The organism is Companilactobacillus halodurans (genome assembly GCF_009600985.1).
In the GTDB taxonomy this organism is placed as follows: Bacteria; Bacillota; Bacilli; order Lactobacillales; family Lactobacillaceae; genus Companilactobacillus; species Companilactobacillus halodurans.
This window is the reverse complement of the sequence record NZ_VDFP01000007.1, coordinates 70,984-85,933: the sequence shown is the minus strand read 5'-3', so window position 1 is coordinate 85,933 and position 14,950 is coordinate 70,984. Positions and strand designations below refer to the sequence as shown.

Sequence of the window (14,950 nt, the reverse complement as noted above, 5' to 3'; positions counted from 1 at the left end):
TCTCCTTACAAATCAACCATCATTTCTAATGCGTCGTGATGATTTCTGAAATAATACTTTTTATGTACTGTTTTTACTTTAAATCCAAAAGCTTCATACAACGCAAGTGCCGGCTTGTTGGTCACATCAACTTCTAGAGACATTTTTTTAAATTTACGGTCTCGACAATATTTAAAGGCTTGATTCATCAATAAATGGCCGATTCCCATTTTTTGATAATCGACGTGCACAGCTAAATTGGTTACATGCGACTCAACTTTGTCACTGAGGGCAATGCCAATAAAAGCAATGACATCCTCCCCATCAACGAGTGATAGGTATAAGGCTTTTTTATTGCCAATTTCCATTTCGACGATATCCATTGGCCATGGTACTGGTATCGGATAGATTGTTTCTTGAATCTTCATATACTCGATAGCGTCTTTAGGAAGGGCTTTTCTTAAATCAAATTTTTGGTCTTCTACTGTAACTACTTGCTCTTCAAAATCAAATTTCGGAGTTTTGCTGGAAAAGAAGCTCCTAAACTTCTTCAACATAAGAAACATTGCCATCGTCCTTATGCCCTTTAGCATACCAATCGTGTTCGGCTTGCGTTAAACGTAAGTAAGTTGGTATAAAGTCATCCACATTTTCAACTGGTTTAGTTGTTTGGGCTAACTTAGCTAATTTAGCGGCATCTGGCAATGAATTTTCACTCTTTAAAATTTTGGCATTAGGAAATTGATCTTGAATTAATTCTTGTAACCTAGGTGTAGCGTTAATAAATTCTAAGTCTGATTGATTATATTTTTGCAAGGAATCCAACAGGTCAGCCATTGATGTGTGACGATCCTCACTGATATTTTCTAATTTTTGATTCTTTACTTGGTAAACGCCAGCAAAGGCATTGTCATTTCTAGCATCCATCAATGGTACGAGAATATGGCTTTCTTCCCCATTAGCAGCCAGAACTTCTAAACTAGAAACTCCTACTAAAGGCTTATCCAAAGTATCAGCTAAAGTCTTAGCCACTGTCACAGCCAATCTGACGCCAGTATAAGAACCAGGTCCTTTAGCAACAGCAATCAAATCAATATCTTTTATCGTTAAATTAGATTCTTGTAAAGTTTTTTTAATATCTGGCAAAATTGTAATACTATGAGTCTTTTTTTCAGTCGACTCAATATGTGCCAAGGTCTTACCATCCACTACAACAGCAACGGATAGCGGCTTGTTAGATGTATCAAAAGCTAATATTTTCATATTTATCCCTCATTCTTAATAAAACCTATTCTAACACAGAAATTTTAGTCAAAAAAAAAATCGACCTACAAGCCGATTTTCTTAAATTTCGAATTATCAATCCATTTGAGCACGATGTATAAAAGACCAGTTTGATAAATCAAGCTGAAAGCCTCTTTTACAAGTCTTGGAACCAACAAAGCTATGTACGGTACATTAGTCATCATGTGAATCCACAAGGTATTTAAACCCGTATTAACAATTAAAGTAATCAGGAAAACTGTTACAAAAGCTCTCCAAAGCGTAACTTTATGGTTGTATAACATGAATCCATAGATAACTCCGGCAACTAAAGCTGAGAATGTGAATCCCCAGAAAAATCCGCCAGCTGATGGCAAAACTGTATTACTGATGATATCAGCCAATACGTTGGCAATAGCTGCCTTAAATGGTCCAAAATAATAACCTAACAATCCAATAGCGATAAAGCTGAAACCTACCTTGAGGGTATTGCTACCTATTGATAATTTCGATAACACCATTTGTAATGCTATCAACAACGCCATCCAAGTGATTTCTTGAACGCTAATTACGGTACTTCTACTACTGTTCATAATCGACATCTCCTAAACGGAGCTGCCACCAGATATAGGCAAAAAGAGACATATATAAAGTGGCGAATGCGGAAACAAGATCGCGAGAAAACTCTTTGTCCGACGTTCACATTCCGTTCCATCGGCACTTGACGCCTTGAATCCTACCCCAAATATTTTTTAGTACCTGTATATAGTATCACTTTTCTTTCAGTAAACAAGTAGTTTTGCTGTAAATTATTTATTTTCCCATGTGAATTCAGCTATAACGTTCAGTACTTCACCACTCTTAATCCAATGAATAGATTTATTGTTCGTATTATCTACTTTAGCAAATGCGACTGGCTTACTATTGATATTCAATTCTTTTTCATATTTAATATCCATCGTCTTGATATGATGAGTAGCAATGAAATCAAGATTTAAGGTGTCAATCATCCAATCAAAATAATATGAATTATTAACATGTTTATTAACATCAATATTGTAATAACCGATGTGTTGAGCTTGCTCGAAGTCATAATCCTTAGGTTCTCTCAAACGAGCAAAACGTTGAATTTTGTTGACTTCTTCTGCACCAAATTTATTATCCAATCTATCGGTGGCACTGACAATCTTACGCTCTTTGAGATCAATCAAAACAAAAGCACTGTTAGCAGTAACTATCTTATTGCCAGCTTCATCTTCAACCCAAAAATCACGATAGAAAAAGTACTTATTATAAGTCGTTGCTTGCGTAGTGATTTTTAACTTCTGACCTAACTTTGGCATTTGCTTAATGTCCATATGGTATTGGACAACAACCCAGCCTAAGCCATTATTTTGCACCATTTCGGTACTGTCAGCATCAGCTTGGTGCAGTTGTTTTTCTGAGGTCAAAAGCAATAAGTCAATCAAGGCTGACATCCGAATGTCACCAGTTAAATTGGCAAAATAATAAGGTACTTCTTGTTCTAATGAAAATGTTTCTCTTTCTGCCACTATTCTTCTTCTCCAATTCCGTGATAAAGGTTATAAACATCTTGTTTCTTTAAGCCGTTGTGATTGGCGACTTCTTTAATGGCCTTATTGGGCTTTTTTCCTTGGTCAACTAATTTATCCACTGCTGTAATCAATTCATCGTTTGATTGAACTTTTGTGGCAACTTCTTCTGGTTTACCAGCAATTATCAAAACATATTCGCCTTTGGGATCATTTTCTTGATAATACTGTGCAACCTGTTTCAGACTTCCACGTAAGAAAGCTTCATGAATTTTCGTCAATTCTCGAGCTAAAGTAATCTGACGATTTTCTCCAAAATTATCGATTAAATCCTGAACTGTTTTTTTAACTCGATAAGGCGATTCATAAACAATCGTTGTTTCTTTTCTCTTAGCCAAATCATAGAGAGCTTCAGTTCTTTCCTTACCCTTACGTGGTAAAAATCCATAGAAATAAAATGGCTGCGGTGCAATTCCTGAGGCAATTAAAGCTGTGACTGATGCAGTGGCTCCTGGTAATGGGACTACTGGAATATCTTCTTTAATAGCAGCTTTGACCAATTCCTTACCTGGGTCACTGATCGAAGGTGCGCCTGCATCGCTGACCTGGGCAATTTTTACACCATCATTCATTTTTTCAATTAATTCTGGAATACGCTGTGCAGTATTATGTTCATGAAAACTTATTAATTCTGTTGGTATTTCAAAATGATTCAATAAATTCTTAGTATTACGGGTGTCTTCAGCAGCAACTAAATCCACTGCTTTTAACGTGTCGACAGCTCGAAAAGTCATGTCTTCTAAATTGCCAATTGGCGTTGGCACTAAAAAAAGGCAGCCCTTCGAATTATCAACAAAACTCCTTTGTTCCTTCATTCAAATAGCTCCCCTTATCTAATAGCTTTTTTTCTCTTACCTTTGCCGTTGCTTCCATATAATACATTCATACAAAAGATGCATTCTTCTTTATTCTTTCTATGAGTACCATAGAATTGTTGGCAAACGTGAAATCCTTTGCGATACAAATTCTCAAGATTCAAACGTGAATCCGAAAGCGTGTTGCCTTTAAAATCTTTATCCTCATAACCAATTTTTTCTAAATGCTTACGAAGATTATGATTCTCCATCTTTAACTCTTCTTTTTCTTCCAAACTTCTGGATAACTCTTCTTTAAGCAAAGAAACTTTCTTACTAATATCATTTAGTTGACTTGTGAGTGTTTCAAATTCATCATATAAATCCTTCTCTGCCATAATTTCACCTACTAATCCACAAATTTTAATGACAAATCTTCTAAAATAGCTTGAAACGATACATTACTTTTCCACATTTGTTCGGCTGTGAATAACTCATCGGACATTTTTACCAGCCGTTTGATACTCTTATTTGACAAGATATCCACCGACGTCAATGTTGATTTTTTCAAATTGTACCTAATTGATAATATATCACTAAAAATTTGATTCAACATATCGAATACTAAATGTTGGTGATCCTTATTCTCGATTAAAGGCATGATATCAGTCTGTACATCAATAAAGCAATTTATTTTTTGTTTGTTAGCTTCACCTAACCAATTTGAGATAGCTGTCACCAAACTTTGGTATTTTTCACTCGAAAAATTTTCCAAATATTTGATATCAGTCACTTTTAGAGCTTTTTGTGCCTGCTCTTTTTTAAACCCTTGCGCAACCAAACTGTTGATTTCATCTTCATTGCTTTGACTGGACAAATGAAAAATTTGCACACGCGATTGAATCGTCGGCAACAATTGTTTAGCTGAACTGGCTAAGAGGATAATCATCAAATTGCCTTCAGGTTCTTCAATCGTCTTTAACAGATTATTGCTGGCAGCATTAGTCATCTTTTGAGCTTCATCGATGATTAGGATTCTGCGTTTTCCTTGAGTCGCTGTCATACTAGCTTCTTTTTTAAAAAACTTAATATCGTCGACACCAATGCTCTGTTTTTCAGTTTGGACCTCTAAAACATCGGGATTATCGCCCAAAGCAATCGTCTGACATTTTTGACAAGTTTGATCAGGTGCTCCATCGACCAAATTATCGCAAAATTGACTTTGAGCAAGCCAAATAGCCATCTGCTGTCTTATTTTTGATGAAGCACTATCAAACAAATAAGCATGCGATAACATCTTTGAAGAAATTATTTTTTTAAACTCAGTCACGACTTTGGGCTGCTCTTCTAATAAATTCTCCATTTTTAAAATCTCACAAATTTATCCACAGGTACGATGAAACAAGTTGCTCCACCAACCTGAACCTCAATTGGTTCACCCATGCTAGAAGCTGCTTCCGGCATAAGAAATGTTGGCGTAACGTATTGTGATCTTGTGTGACAAGTTTTCTTGATGATTTCTAAGGCATCATCGACTTTTTCATCATCGACACCAATCAAGAAAGTACAGTTACCGGCCTTAAGAAAACCACCAGTTGAAGGTAGCTGCGTAGCTCTAAATCCATCTTTAACAAGCTGGGTTTGTAATTGTTGACTGTCCTTATCTTGAATTATGGCTACAATTAATTTCATGGTTATTCTCCTTCGTTAAATATCTCTGGAAATCTCTTTAAAATAGCTTCTAATGCGTCAGCTACCACTTTTTCTGGTACCTGGTCAGCATCGATCGTAACGATTCGTTCTGGATTATTTTTGACTATTTCCAAATAAGACGCGTGAACTCGCTTGTGAAAATCCAGTTTTTCCTTTTCCAAACGATCCATCTGACCCTCATGGTCTTTTCTAATTCTTGATAATCCCACTTCCGGCGAAATATCAAAGTAAATCGTCAAGTCTGGCAAATGTCCGTCGATGGCAAAATCGTTGATTTTAGAAACAGCTTCAGTACCAATCTCACGACCACCGCCTTGATAGGCAATCGAGCTATCGACAAAACGGTCGCTGAGCATGATTTTACCGGCTTCAAGGGTTGGCAAAATAACATCGATTAAATGCTGACGTCTAGACGCTGCATACAAAAGTGCTTCTGTTCTTGGATCCATTTCTTCATCATGAATATCCAAAATTATTTTACGAATCTTTTCGGAAATGGAACTGCCACCTGGTTCTCGTGAAAGTACGATTTCTTTGTTCGTCTTTTCTTGTAAAAGTGGCATTAATTTCTTGAGAGCTGTTGTTTTACCGGCTCCATCTGGTCCTTCAAATGATATAAATATTCCTGACATATAATTAATTCTCCTAATGGTTACTACTATTTTACTTGAAATCAAGAATAAATGAAACTTTCTAAAGCAATCACTGTTTCAAAAAAGGACTATGACTGATAATTATCTCGCCATAGTCCTTTAGTTTAAAATTCTGTTTTACCAGTGCTTTTCAGCGCGACTAGGCTGTTTCAAGAATGTATCTTCATCACCAAAGATAATATTCGTAGTTGCTTTAGCCTTAGCTTTTCGACGTCTTGCCTCTAAATACAAGTATTGATATTTCAACTGATCTAATTTCATTTTGATTCGAGTTGTTTCATCAACGTCTACTGAATTATTGATCATCCGTTTTCTATTGCTAATTCTAGTTTGGATAATATGAATATTATCTAACAGACGGTCATCTTCCATTTTTTGGACGCTTACTTTTTTTCTACCAAACATGTTAAATCTCCCTGCGACCTAGAACCGCACTCTTTAGAGTCATTTCATCTGCATATTCGATATCAGATCCGACAGCTAAACCATGTGCTAATCTAGTTACTTTTATTCCTGCTGGCTTAACTAATTTGGCTATGTATTGGGCAGTAGCTTCACCCTCGGGAGTGGCATTAGTAGCGATGATCAACTCTTTAACCTGCGAGTTCTCCTTCAAGCGATTTAGTAAGAGCTTAATATTTAAGTCTTCAGGTCCAATCCCATCAACTGGTGAGAGAACCCCTCCTAGCACGTGATACAATCCGTTATATCCGTTCATATCGTCTAGTGACATAATATCTTTGGCTTGTTCAACCACTAAAATTGTTGATTGGTCGCGATTTTTATCGCTACAAATAGGACAAATCTCTTCTGTAGTAATATTGCCGCAGATTTTACAAGATTTCAGGTCAGTTTTTGCGGAAATTAAATTATCAGCAAATTCCTTAACCTGATCTTTATCCATACCAAGTGTGAAAAAAGCCATCCTTGTTGCGGTTTTACGACCAATTCCTGGTAACATCATATAACTATCAATTAATTTAGATATTGGTTCTGGATATTTCATTACATCAACCCGTTTGTGTATTTACCTAATTTTTCTTGCTTATCTTTATCAACAGCATCAAAAGCATTGTTCAAAGCATCAATCAACATATCTTGCAAAGTATCAGGATCATCTGGATCAATAATCTTGTCGCTGATTGTCATATCAGCGATTTTTTTATCGCCAGTAACTTTCACAACCACAAAATCGTCAACTGATTTACCAGTGTATTCAGTTTTGTTGAGTTCTTCAGTAGTTGATTGAACTTCTTTTTGCATCTTTTGAGCTTGGCGCATAATGTTGGCCATATTGCCACCCATTCCACCCATATTTGGCATTCCTTTACTCATAAAAAATTCCTCCTAGTCATCTTTAACATCAACTATATCGTCACCAAATAATTTTAATGCTTCATCAACGGTGGGATCAGTTTTTTTAGTTTCTTTCTTAGATTTTACATTGTCTTTATTGCTTAAATCAATATTATTGTCGATATATTCTTTTCTAATTTTAGGCCAATCGACCTTTGGTACTAGAACGATTTGGCAATCTTTTTTCATCAACTTGCTAGTGTTGTCGCTCAATTCTTGTAAGAAACCAGTATCGTCTTGAACTTGCTCAAACCACATTGCATAGTCAAAAGCTACCACGATTCCATCAGAAGAAGCTGCAACTGGCTCTGCGACTTTCATCATAGCACGTTGTGTTATTGAAAGCATACTCATTAAATCGGGCCAAATATCTCGAGCTGCTACCAAATCATTTTTAGTAGCATTGCTCAAAACTTTATAAATAGCAGTCTTATTGAGACGGTTATTATTATTTCGATGGTGAGCCTTTTTAGTTGGCTGTGTAGCAGCAGGCTTGGTCGTACCGTTTGATAAAGTCTTAACTTCATTTTGCAAGTGTGACACTTCATCGCGCAATTTATCTAGTTCAAGATTGCCATTATCGTTGTCACTCACTGGAACTTCCGTAGGATTTTGTTGCGACGCTACTTGCTCCACTTGAGGTTCGCTAATTTTGACGGTTAAGATTTCCATATAAATATCAGTTTGGTTAGAATTCTTTAAATTATTTTGCGTAGCGCTGACTTGGTCGACAATATAAAACAAGCGTGCATTGTCGAACTTGTTAGCGATGTCGAGCAATTCTTGAGTCATGACCGAGCTATCCATTTGCTTAGATAAATCTGAATTAGAATTATACAAGATTAAATTACGACAAACTCGGATAATCATTTCAGTAAATCTCAAAGCTGAACGACCGCTAGCTAAGATTTGATACAAACTAGTCAGAGCCTGTGCCGGTTTATTATCAGCGATCGCTGTCATATAAGAAACAATCTGTTCATTGCTTAATGCACCGGTTACTTCTTGGGCATTCTTTAAAGTCAACGAATCATCGCCATAGGATAACGCTTGATCCAAAATACTTAAAGCATCACGCATTCCACCTTCTGCTGAGGCAGCAATGATATTCAATGCTTCATCGTCATATTCAATATTTTTATCATTTAAAATGAATTCCATCCGCTTCAAAATATCTTGGCGGGAAATTCTTCGAAAATTAAAACTTTGAGTTCTAGAAATAATCGTGGCCGGAATCTTTTGTGGTTCCGTTGTGGCTAAAATAAACATGACATTTTCAGGTGGTTCTTCTAGTGTCTTCAATAAGGCATTAAAAGCACCTTGGGAAAGCATGTGAACTTCATCGATGATATATACTTTGAACTTAGCTTCAGTTGGTGCGTACTTAACTTTATCGCGGATATCACGAATTTCTTCAACACCATTATTTGAAGCAGCATCAATTTCAATCACATCGTTCAAACGGTTCTCGTTTGCTGCCAAACAAATCTCGCATTTATTGCAAGGTTCGCCATCTTGGGGATTAAGGCAGTTGACCGCTTTGGCTAAAATTTTAGCACAAGATGTCTTACCTGTTCCTCTGGGACCACTGAACAAATAAGCATGGCTGGTCATTTGACTAGCGACTGCATTACGCAGGGTCTGAGTGATAACATCTTGACCGATTACATCAGAAAAAGTTTGGGGACGCCAAACTCGATATAGTGCTTGATATGCCATTTTTTCTCCTTAAAAAATCTGATATGTAAATTTTACCACAAAAAAACTCCTAATCTTTAACAGATTAGGAGGCTTATATGCATAACAAAAGGCACATGACACACCTTACTTAGTGCTGCTTCCTTCCGGATCTGACACGATTTGTAAGAGCATCATTGCCCTAAGGCCTTGCGGCAATAACTATCATACTATAAATCACTAAACTTTTCTACTTCTTAGAGCGAATTTTTCGGAAAAAATTTCTTAAAAGCTGAGCTGATTCATCAGCCTTAATATTGCTCAATACTTCTGGTTGGTGATTGTAGCGCGTTTCAGTCAATAAGTTATTGATTGATCCTACTAACCCAGCTTTAGGGTCGCTAGCTCCAAAAATAACTTCTTCCACACGACTATTAATAATTGCCCCGGCACACATCGGACATGGTTCTAAGGTCACGAATAAACTAGTGTGCTCTAGACGCCAGCTGCCAATTTTTTTACAAGCTGCTTCTATCGCAATAATCTCTGCATGCTTGATAGCATCTTGAGTTTCTTCTCGTTCATTCGAACCCTTAGCAATCACTTCGCCAGTTAAGTTATCGACGATAATGCAGCCGATTGGAACTTCTCCTCTAGTTTCAGCTTCTTTAGCTTGTGTTAAAGCTTGTTCCATATATCCATTTATCTGTTCTTCTGAAAATATCATATTAGTTAATTAAGTTAGTTACTTTCTTCTCCAAATATTTTGGTAAAATTGGAGCTTTAATCTTCAATTGATCTTTTTGCTTTTGGAGCGACTCTAAAATACTAATCAATTCTTTAACTTGATCATCTGAAAGAGTCCTGACAAAATCCATCAATTTATCGTTACCGTGAAGATATTTTTCAACAAAGGATTCCAATTTTTCTCGATCTTTTTTAGCAGCATTTTCTTTCATAGAGTGCTTCACTGCGCGCACTGCAAAATAAGTTCCCGTTGAAACACAAGATAATAAAATACCGATTAATATTTTTTTCTTCATAAGTAAACGCCTCCAATATGAATATACCATATTGCTAGATTTTTTAAATCATTTTACTTTTGAGAATATAATATCCTTTTTCACGAGTGACAATTTCCACATTGCCAAAAGTTTTATCCATTAATTTTTTAGCCGAGGGTGCACCTTGCTTCTTTTGTAGAACTATCCATAATTCACCATTTGGTTCCAAATAATCCTTAGATTCGGCAAGAATTGCTGTAACAACGCTCTTGCCTGCTCTTACAGGAGGATTAGAAACTATCAAAGCATACTTATCTTTAACTTCTTTATAAACGTCAGATTCAAAAATTTCTACATTTTTAATCTGATTGTTAGAAGCATTTTGCTTAGCTAAATCTAAGGCCCGCAAATTAACATCGACCATTGTTACTGTTCTCTTATCCTGTTCTTTAGCAAGTGCTAAACCAATTGGACCATAGCCACAACCAACATCCAAAATATTGCCATTAGGGATATTTTGGAAATCAATCGCCTCAATCAAAACACGAGAGCCATAGTCAATGGTCTGTCTTGAGAAAACGCCACTATCTGACATAAAATCCAAGTTGTGCTTTCGTAAGGTAAAATTAAAATTCTTTACTTCATGCTCTAAACCAGGTGTATTTTCAAAATATTGATTTGCCATAATTTTTCCTTCCTCACTACTATTTGAGGGTAAAAAAAAATCCTCTTACGAGGATTAATTTTAACATAAAGTGTATTACTTCAATGTAACTGTTGCACCAACAGCTTCAAGTTTAGCCTTCATGTCGTCAGCGTCAGCCTTAGCAACGCCTTCCTTGATAACCTTAGGAGCGCCATCAACAAGGTCCTTTGAGTCCTTCAAGCCAAGTCCTGTGATACCACGAACTTCCTTGATAACCTTAACCTTTTCTTGTCCTGCTTCTGTAAGTTCAACGTCGAATGAATCTTTTTCTGCAGCAGCGTCTCCACCAGCAGCACCGGCAGCAGCAACTGGAGCAGCAGCCTTAACGTCAAATTCTTCTTCAATAGCCTTAACAAGGTCGTTAAGTTCTAGAATTGAAGCATCTTTTAAATCATCGATAATCTTTTGTGTATCTAAAGCCATTTTAATGTCCTCCAAATATTATGAGTTTTTTTAATTAGTTAGTAGCTTCTTGTCCATCGTCTTCTTTATCTGCAACGGCCTTAACAACCATAGCAAAGTCGCGAACAGGAGCTTGTAATACAGATACCAACATTGATAGCATGCCATCTCTGTCTGGTAATGTTGCAAGTTCTTGAATTTCATCAAGTGAAGCTGCTTTACCTTCGATGATTCCACCCTTGATTTCAACGGATTCAACATCTTTGGCAAACTTAGCAGCTACTTTAGCAGGTCCAACAGGATCTTCTTCTGAATAAGCAATAGCTGTTGGTCCAACGAAGAATTTCTCTAGACCTTCAACACCAGCTTTTTCAGCTGCACGTCTCAAGATTGTATTCTTGATAACTTGCATTGTAGCATTTTGTTCACGTAATTCAGCACGCATTTCTGTTGCTTGTTCAACAGTTAGACCTAAGTAGTCAACAACGATAACTGACTTTGCGCCTGTTAATTGTTTAGCAACTGCATCAACTTGTGCTTGTTTTTGTGCTAGTACATCTTGCTTCATTATTACGTTTCACCTCCACAATTTTTTAGTTAATTATCTACAACGGCTTAAAAATAATAAAATCTCTGTGCCCTCAGGACACAGAGATTAAGTGAAATAATCTTCTGGCCTCGGCAGGATATTAAGACTTTCATCACCTGAGTCTTCGGTAGAAATCAACTATAATAATTTATCATTATTTTGGTTATTAGTCAACATTAAGCGTTAATTTTTAGACCAGGTCCGAATGTGGATGTCATATTAACACTTGTTACATAATTACCTTTAAGTGATGCAGGACGAGCTTTTACGATAGCACCGTAGAATGCATCAAAGTTTTCTGTAATTTTCTTTGTATCGAATGAAATCTTACCAATAGGTGCGTGGATAAGACCATTTGAGTCGACACGGTATGTAACTTGTCCGGCTTTAATATCATTAACAGCCTTTGTAACGTCCATAGTAACAGTACCTGTCTTAGGGTTAGGCATCAAACCTTTAGGTCCAAGAATACGACCTAAACGTCCAACTTTAGCCATCATTGGTGGTGTTGCAACAGCAACGTCAAAGTCTAGCCAACCGTCTTGGATCTTGTCAACAAGATCATCTGAACCTACAACATCAGCGCCGGCTGCTTCTGCATCCTTAGCTTGTTGTCCTTCAGCAAAGACAATAACCTTTTGTGTTTTACCTGTACCATTTGGTAGTACGATAGCACCACGAATTTGTTGGTCAGCTTGTTTAGGATCAACATCCAAGTTAACGGCAACTTCAACAGTTGCGTCAAATTTGGCATAGTCAACCTTCTTCAATAACTCAACGGCTTCTTCAGCGGTGTAGCGTTTGTTTTTATCTACTTGTTTTAGTGCTTCTGTATATTTTTTTCCATGCTTAGCCATGCTAAGTTCCTCCTTGCTTTGTGGTCTTTACGGAGAATTATATTTTCTCCTCCCACTTGTTAAGAATGTTTTCACATCCCTGTAAACTGCTTGATCTAGTCTTTTACTTTACTTCAAAGCCCATACTTCTTGCAGTACCAGCAACCATACGCATTGCAGCTTCAACACTAGCAGCGTTTAGGTCTTTCATCTTGGTTTCAGCAATTTCGCGAACTTGGTCTTCAGAAACTGTGGCAACCTTGTTTGTATTAGGTTCGCCAGAGCCCTTTTCAACGCCAGCAGCTTTCTTCAATAGAACAGCAGCTGGTGGTGTCTTAGTAACGAAATCGAATGAACGGTCTTCATATACTGAGATAACAACAGGGATAATCATACCCTTTTGATCTTGTGTACGCGCATTGAAATCCTTTGTAAAGGCAACAATGTTAATACCAGCTTGTCCTAAAGCAGGACCAACTGGGGGAGCTGGAGTAGCCTGTCCAGCAGGGATTTGTAATTTTACTACGTTAGCAACTTTTTTAGCCACGGTGCATACCTCCTTGTTCCGTGATGTGGTCATGATGAGAATTAATATTTTCTCTCCCACATGTATGTGTCAAAAACATACCGTTATATAGTAGCACGGCCTACTCTTCTTAGCAATAATTATTTTTGCTTTTCAACAGATTCAAAATCAACTTCAGCACTTGTCATGCGTCCAAACATGTCAACATCAACTTTAAGTTTTCTATGTTCATCGTCAATTTCAGTAATCTTACCTGTTGTATCGGAAAAAGCACCATCAGTAATTTTAACTGTTTCGCCAATTTCGAAGTCAGATGGTTTTTGTGAATCCATTCCAAATTGACTCAAGATGTTATCAATTTCTTCAGGTAACAATGGTGCTGGCTTACTACCAGAACCATGACTGCCGACAAATCCGGTAACGCCTGGTGTATTACGAACGATAAACCATGATTCATCAGACATAACCATTTCTACTAAAACGTAGCCAGGGAAAGTTTTTTCCATTTCTTTCTTTTCTTTACCGTTTTTCATTTTTGTTTCTTCTTCTTCAGGAACAACTGCACGGAAAATGTAATCTTCCATACCCATTGATTGAGCACGTGATTTCAGATTTTCCTTAACTTTATTTTCATATCCTGAATAAGTATGTAAAACATACCATTGTTTTGCGCCAGCTTCAGCCATATTTTCCTCCAAAAAAATCAAAATAAAAAAACTCCGAACCACAGTCGAAGTTTCCTCGTTAGTTTCATCATAGCAAATTTTTTAAGTACTTACAATCTATTTACCCATTACAAAGTGTTGCAATAATGTAATTAAGCCCCAATCGACTAAGGCAAAGAAGATTGCATACATTAATGATGTAGCGATAACTGTCCATGTATCGCGACGGTTCTCTTTAAATGTAGGCCAAACAACTAATTTCATTTCTTTGTTGACACTACCAAAAAATTTAAATAGTTTCATTTGTTCCTCCAGATTATCTTGTTTCTTTATGTAATGTATGTTTGCCACAGTGCTTACAGAACTTTTTAACTTCTAGACGTTCTGTTCTATTTGGGTTTTCTGTAATCGTATAGTTACGTGATCCACAAACAGTACAAGCAAGGGCGACTTTTCTTAATCCCATTTTATTCTCCAAAATCCAACTTATATCTTAATCCTATTAATTGTAAACTCTTCGCAAACTTTTGTCCATTGCAATCTCATGACAATCGTGCTTGCAATTTTCTTTTTCTAATTTTGACTTCGCATCTTTTAATCGCCCGTTCAATCTGTCTAAGATCACACTTAGCTAATTGACAAGCCTCTTCTTTAGAAATTTTCCCAAGGATATACTGAAATGATAAAAGTTCCATTTTACTCAAATCTTTAATAATGTCTTGAATTTGGTCCTTAACTTCTAGCCAATTACAATTTTCAATTGCTGTCAAATCTTGATCATCATCTAAATCGACAAAACTAAGCGGCTTAGTATGAATATTTGCTCTTCTCTTATAAGCATTCTCATGTCTAATTTTATCGATTACATGATTTCTCAACTTCAATTTAAAAAAACTACCAAATTTAGAACCACCATTGCCATCAAAAATCTTGCAAGTTTGATAGCAAATCAACATAGCATCTTGATACCAATCATTAATATCGTAACCGGTAATAAAATATTGCAACTTCATATTATTAATCATTGGTTGATATCTTCTCACTAAATTACCTAGAGCAATTGAGTCGTCAGTCTCTTTAACGCAATCAATCCAGAGTTTTTCCATATCAGTAGACATTAAGTATATTTACAGCGTTTTATTTTATATAACTATAAAATAGCATGTCATTTTAC

Annotated in this window: 24 protein-coding genes, 1 other RNA gene, 1 riboswitch and 1 other annotated feature; all 25 genes read right to left on the bottom strand. The window is 36.5% G+C overall.

Annotated elements, in window-relative coordinates:
- Positions 1 to 5: 5 nt before the first annotated feature.
- The 25 genes from rimI to FHL06_RS05040 all read right to left on the bottom strand — a co-directional run bounded on the left by rimI (position 6) and on the right by FHL06_RS05040 (position 14,894).
- Complete coding sequence (gene rimI / locus FHL06_RS05160) at positions 6 to 551, bottom strand: ribosomal protein S18-alanine N-acetyltransferase (RefSeq protein ID WP_238333964.1); 546 nt, start codon at positions 549 to 551, stop codon at positions 6 to 8.
- The gene (gene tsaB / locus FHL06_RS05155) at positions 520 to 1,242 is read right to left on the bottom strand and encodes a tRNA (adenosine(37)-N6)-threonylcarbamoyltransferase complex dimerization subunit type 1 TsaB (RefSeq protein ID WP_153385164.1); all 723 of its coding nucleotides are present in this window, start codon (positions 1,240 to 1,242) and stop codon (positions 520 to 522) included. The genes rimI and tsaB overlap by 32 nt, the downstream gene beginning before the upstream one ends.
- A gap of 65 nt (positions 1,243 to 1,307) precedes the next feature.
- Positions 1,308 to 1,835 (bottom strand): folate family ECF transporter S component, encoded by a 528-nt coding sequence (locus FHL06_RS05150; protein WP_153385163.1) that lies wholly within the window; start codon positions 1,833 to 1,835, stop codon positions 1,308 to 1,310.
- Positions 1,836 to 1,893: 58 nt separating this feature from the next.
- Positions 1,894 to 1,988, bottom strand: a riboswitch (THF riboswitch).
- A gap of 63 nt (positions 1,989 to 2,051) precedes the next feature.
- Positions 2,052 to 2,795: an acyl-ACP thioesterase domain-containing protein gene (locus tag FHL06_RS05145; protein WP_162000300.1), complete on the bottom strand. Its 744-nt coding sequence runs from the start codon at positions 2,793 to 2,795 to the stop codon at positions 2,052 to 2,054.
- On the bottom strand, positions 2,795 to 3,670 hold the full coding sequence (rsmI, locus tag FHL06_RS05140; protein ID WP_153385162.1) for a 16S rRNA (cytidine(1402)-2'-O)-methyltransferase: 876 nt from the start codon (positions 3,668 to 3,670) through the stop codon (positions 2,795 to 2,797). Before rsmI ends, FHL06_RS05145 begins: the two co-directional genes overlap by 1 nt.
- Before the next feature lie 14 nt (positions 3,671 to 3,684).
- Positions 3,685 to 4,047, bottom strand: coding sequence for an initiation control protein YabA (locus FHL06_RS05135; protein WP_153385161.1), 363 nt, complete (start codon positions 4,045 to 4,047; stop codon positions 3,685 to 3,687).
- A gap of 11 nt (positions 4,048 to 4,058) precedes the next feature.
- Positions 4,059 to 5,012, bottom strand: coding sequence for a DNA polymerase III subunit delta' (locus tag FHL06_RS05130; protein WP_153385160.1), 954 nt, complete (start codon positions 5,010 to 5,012; stop codon positions 4,059 to 4,061).
- A gap of 2 nt (positions 5,013 to 5,014) precedes the next feature.
- Positions 5,015 to 5,341: a cyclic-di-AMP receptor gene (locus FHL06_RS05125; protein ID WP_153385159.1), complete on the bottom strand. Its 327-nt coding sequence runs from the start codon at positions 5,339 to 5,341 to the stop codon at positions 5,015 to 5,017.
- Between the two features lie 2 nt (positions 5,342 to 5,343).
- Positions 5,344 to 5,994, bottom strand: coding sequence for a dTMP kinase (gene tmk / locus FHL06_RS05120; protein ID WP_153385158.1), 651 nt, complete (start codon positions 5,992 to 5,994; stop codon positions 5,344 to 5,346).
- Positions 5,995 to 6,132: 138 nt separating this feature from the next.
- Complete coding sequence (locus FHL06_RS05115; RefSeq protein WP_153385157.1) at positions 6,133 to 6,420, bottom strand: DUF2508 family protein; 288 nt, start codon at positions 6,418 to 6,420, stop codon at positions 6,133 to 6,135.
- 1 nt (position 6,421) lies between these two features.
- Complete coding sequence (gene recR, locus FHL06_RS05110; protein ID WP_153385156.1) at positions 6,422 to 7,021, bottom strand: recombination mediator RecR; 600 nt, start codon at positions 7,019 to 7,021, stop codon at positions 6,422 to 6,424.
- Positions 7,021 to 7,329 carry a YbaB/EbfC family nucleoid-associated protein gene (locus FHL06_RS05105; RefSeq protein ID WP_337692532.1) on the bottom strand — a complete coding sequence of 103 codons (309 nt, stop codon included), beginning with the start codon at positions 7,327 to 7,329 and terminating at the stop codon, positions 7,021 to 7,023. The genes recR and FHL06_RS05105 overlap by 1 nt, the downstream gene beginning before the upstream one ends.
- A 33-nt stretch (positions 7,330 to 7,362) precedes the next feature.
- Positions 7,363 to 9,090 (bottom strand): DNA polymerase III subunit gamma/tau, encoded by a 1,728-nt coding sequence (dnaX, locus tag FHL06_RS05100; protein WP_153385154.1) that lies wholly within the window; start codon positions 9,088 to 9,090, stop codon positions 7,363 to 7,365.
- A gap of 71 nt (positions 9,091 to 9,161) precedes the next feature.
- Positions 9,162 to 9,262: signal recognition particle sRNA small type (ffs, locus tag FHL06_RS05095), an RNA gene on the bottom strand.
- A 36-nt stretch (positions 9,263 to 9,298) separates the two neighbouring features.
- Positions 9,299 to 9,775 (bottom strand): nucleoside deaminase, encoded by a 477-nt coding sequence (locus tag FHL06_RS05090; protein WP_192917949.1) that lies wholly within the window; start codon positions 9,773 to 9,775, stop codon positions 9,299 to 9,301.
- 1 nt (position 9,776) lies between these two features.
- The gene (locus FHL06_RS05085) at positions 9,777 to 10,091 is read right to left on the bottom strand and encodes a hypothetical protein (protein WP_153385152.1); all 315 of its coding nucleotides are present in this window, start codon (positions 10,089 to 10,091) and stop codon (positions 9,777 to 9,779) included.
- Positions 10,092 to 10,134: 43 nt separating this feature from the next.
- Positions 10,135 to 10,737, bottom strand: a complete 603-nt coding sequence (locus tag FHL06_RS05080; protein ID WP_153385151.1) for a class I SAM-dependent methyltransferase — start codon at positions 10,735 to 10,737, stop codon at positions 10,135 to 10,137.
- A gap of 75 nt (positions 10,738 to 10,812) precedes the next feature.
- The gene (rplL, locus tag FHL06_RS05075) at positions 10,813 to 11,181 is read right to left on the bottom strand and encodes a 50S ribosomal protein L7/L12 (protein ID WP_057867318.1); all 369 of its coding nucleotides are present in this window, start codon (positions 11,179 to 11,181) and stop codon (positions 10,813 to 10,815) included.
- A 34-nt stretch (positions 11,182 to 11,215) separates the two neighbouring features.
- Positions 11,216 to 11,728, bottom strand: a complete 513-nt coding sequence (gene rplJ / locus FHL06_RS05070) for a 50S ribosomal protein L10 (RefSeq protein WP_153385150.1) — start codon at positions 11,726 to 11,728, stop codon at positions 11,216 to 11,218.
- Positions 11,729 to 11,775: 47 nt separating this feature from the next.
- Positions 11,776 to 11,895: a sequence feature (ribosomal protein L10 leader region), on the bottom strand.
- 30 nt (positions 11,896 to 11,925) lie between these two features.
- Positions 11,926 to 12,606, bottom strand: coding sequence for a 50S ribosomal protein L1 (gene rplA / locus FHL06_RS05065; protein ID WP_153385149.1), 681 nt, complete (start codon positions 12,604 to 12,606; stop codon positions 11,926 to 11,928).
- 103 nt (positions 12,607 to 12,709) lie between these two features.
- Complete coding sequence (gene rplK, locus FHL06_RS05060) at positions 12,710 to 13,132, bottom strand: 50S ribosomal protein L11 (protein ID WP_162000269.1); 423 nt, start codon at positions 13,130 to 13,132, stop codon at positions 12,710 to 12,712.
- 119 nt (positions 13,133 to 13,251) lie between these two features.
- Positions 13,252 to 13,797, bottom strand: a complete 546-nt coding sequence (gene nusG, locus FHL06_RS05055; RefSeq protein WP_153385148.1) for a transcription termination/antitermination protein NusG — start codon at positions 13,795 to 13,797, stop codon at positions 13,252 to 13,254.
- Positions 13,798 to 13,893: 96 nt separating this feature from the next.
- Positions 13,894 to 14,079, bottom strand: coding sequence for a preprotein translocase subunit SecE (secE, locus tag FHL06_RS05050; protein WP_153385147.1), 186 nt, complete (start codon positions 14,077 to 14,079; stop codon positions 13,894 to 13,896).
- Positions 14,080 to 14,092: 13 nt separating this feature from the next.
- Positions 14,093 to 14,242: a 50S ribosomal protein L33 gene (gene rpmG, locus FHL06_RS05045; protein WP_075887434.1), complete on the bottom strand. Its 150-nt coding sequence runs from the start codon at positions 14,240 to 14,242 to the stop codon at positions 14,093 to 14,095.
- 76 nt (positions 14,243 to 14,318) lie between these two features.
- Positions 14,319 to 14,894, bottom strand: a complete 576-nt coding sequence (locus FHL06_RS05040; protein ID WP_153385146.1) for a sigma-70 family RNA polymerase sigma factor — start codon at positions 14,892 to 14,894, stop codon at positions 14,319 to 14,321.
- Positions 14,895 to 14,950 lie beyond the last annotated feature (56 nt).

Excerpts from the sequence above, each read along its gene's own strand:
- rimI (WP_238333964.1), bottom strand. The coding sequence starts at position 551 with ATGGCAATGTTTCTTATGTTGAAGAAGTTTAGGAGCTTCTTTTCCAGC.
- tsaB (WP_153385164.1), bottom strand. The coding sequence starts at position 1,242 with ATGAAAATATTAGCTTTTGATACATCTAACAAGCCGCTATCCGTTGCT.
- FHL06_RS05150 (WP_153385163.1), bottom strand. The coding sequence starts at position 1,835 with ATGAACAGTAGTAGAAGTACCGTAATTAGCGTTCAAGAAATCACTTGG.
- rsmI (WP_153385162.1), bottom strand. The coding sequence starts at position 3,670 with ATGAAGGAACAAAGGAGTTTTGTTGATAATTCGAAGGGCTGCCTTTTT.
- FHL06_RS05135 (WP_153385161.1), bottom strand. The coding sequence starts at position 4,047 with ATGGCAGAGAAGGATTTATATGATGAATTTGAAACACTCACAAGTCAA.
- FHL06_RS05130 (WP_153385160.1), bottom strand. The coding sequence starts at position 5,012 with ATGGAGAATTTATTAGAAGAGCAGCCCAAAGTCGTGACTGAGTTTAAA.
- FHL06_RS05125 (WP_153385159.1), bottom strand. The coding sequence starts at position 5,341 with ATGAAATTAATTGTAGCCATAATTCAAGATAAGGACAGTCAACAATTA.
- tmk (WP_153385158.1), bottom strand. The coding sequence starts at position 5,994 with ATGTCAGGAATATTTATATCATTTGAAGGACCAGATGGAGCCGGTAAA.
- FHL06_RS05115 (WP_153385157.1), bottom strand. The coding sequence starts at position 6,420 with ATGTTTGGTAGAAAAAAAGTAAGCGTCCAAAAAATGGAAGATGACCGT.
- recR (WP_153385156.1), bottom strand. The coding sequence starts at position 7,021 with ATGAAATATCCAGAACCAATATCTAAATTAATTGATAGTTATATGATG.
- FHL06_RS05105 (WP_337692532.1), bottom strand. The coding sequence starts at position 7,329 with ATGGGTGGAATGGGTGGCAATATGGCCAACATTATGCGCCAAGCTCAA.
- dnaX (WP_153385154.1), bottom strand. The coding sequence starts at position 9,090 with ATGGCATATCAAGCACTATATCGAGTTTGGCGTCCCCAAACTTTTTCT.
- FHL06_RS05090 (WP_192917949.1), bottom strand. The coding sequence starts at position 9,775 with ATGATATTTTCAGAAGAACAGATAAATGGATATATGGAACAAGCTTTA.
- FHL06_RS05085 (WP_153385152.1), bottom strand. The coding sequence starts at position 10,091 with ATGAAGAAAAAAATATTAATCGGTATTTTATTATCTTGTGTTTCAACG.
- FHL06_RS05080 (WP_153385151.1), bottom strand. The coding sequence starts at position 10,737 with ATGGCAAATCAATATTTTGAAAATACACCTGGTTTAGAGCATGAAGTA.
- rplL (WP_057867318.1), bottom strand. The coding sequence starts at position 11,181 with ATGGCTTTAGATACACAAAAGATTATCGATGATTTAAAAGATGCTTCA.
- rplJ (WP_153385150.1), bottom strand. The coding sequence starts at position 11,728 with ATGAAGCAAGATGTACTAGCACAAAAACAAGCACAAGTTGATGCAGTT.
- rplA (WP_153385149.1), bottom strand. The coding sequence starts at position 12,606 with ATGGCTAAGCATGGAAAAAAATATACAGAAGCACTAAAACAAGTAGAT.
- nusG (WP_153385148.1), bottom strand. The coding sequence starts at position 13,797 with ATGGCTGAAGCTGGCGCAAAACAATGGTATGTTTTACATACTTATTCA.
- secE (WP_153385147.1), bottom strand. The coding sequence starts at position 14,079 with ATGAAACTATTTAAATTTTTTGGTAGTGTCAACAAAGAAATGAAATTA.
- rpmG (WP_075887434.1), bottom strand. The coding sequence starts at position 14,242 with ATGGGATTAAGAAAAGTCGCCCTTGCTTGTACTGTTTGTGGATCACGT.
- FHL06_RS05040 (WP_153385146.1), bottom strand. The coding sequence starts at position 14,894 with ATGTCTACTGATATGGAAAAACTCTGGATTGATTGCGTTAAAGAGACT.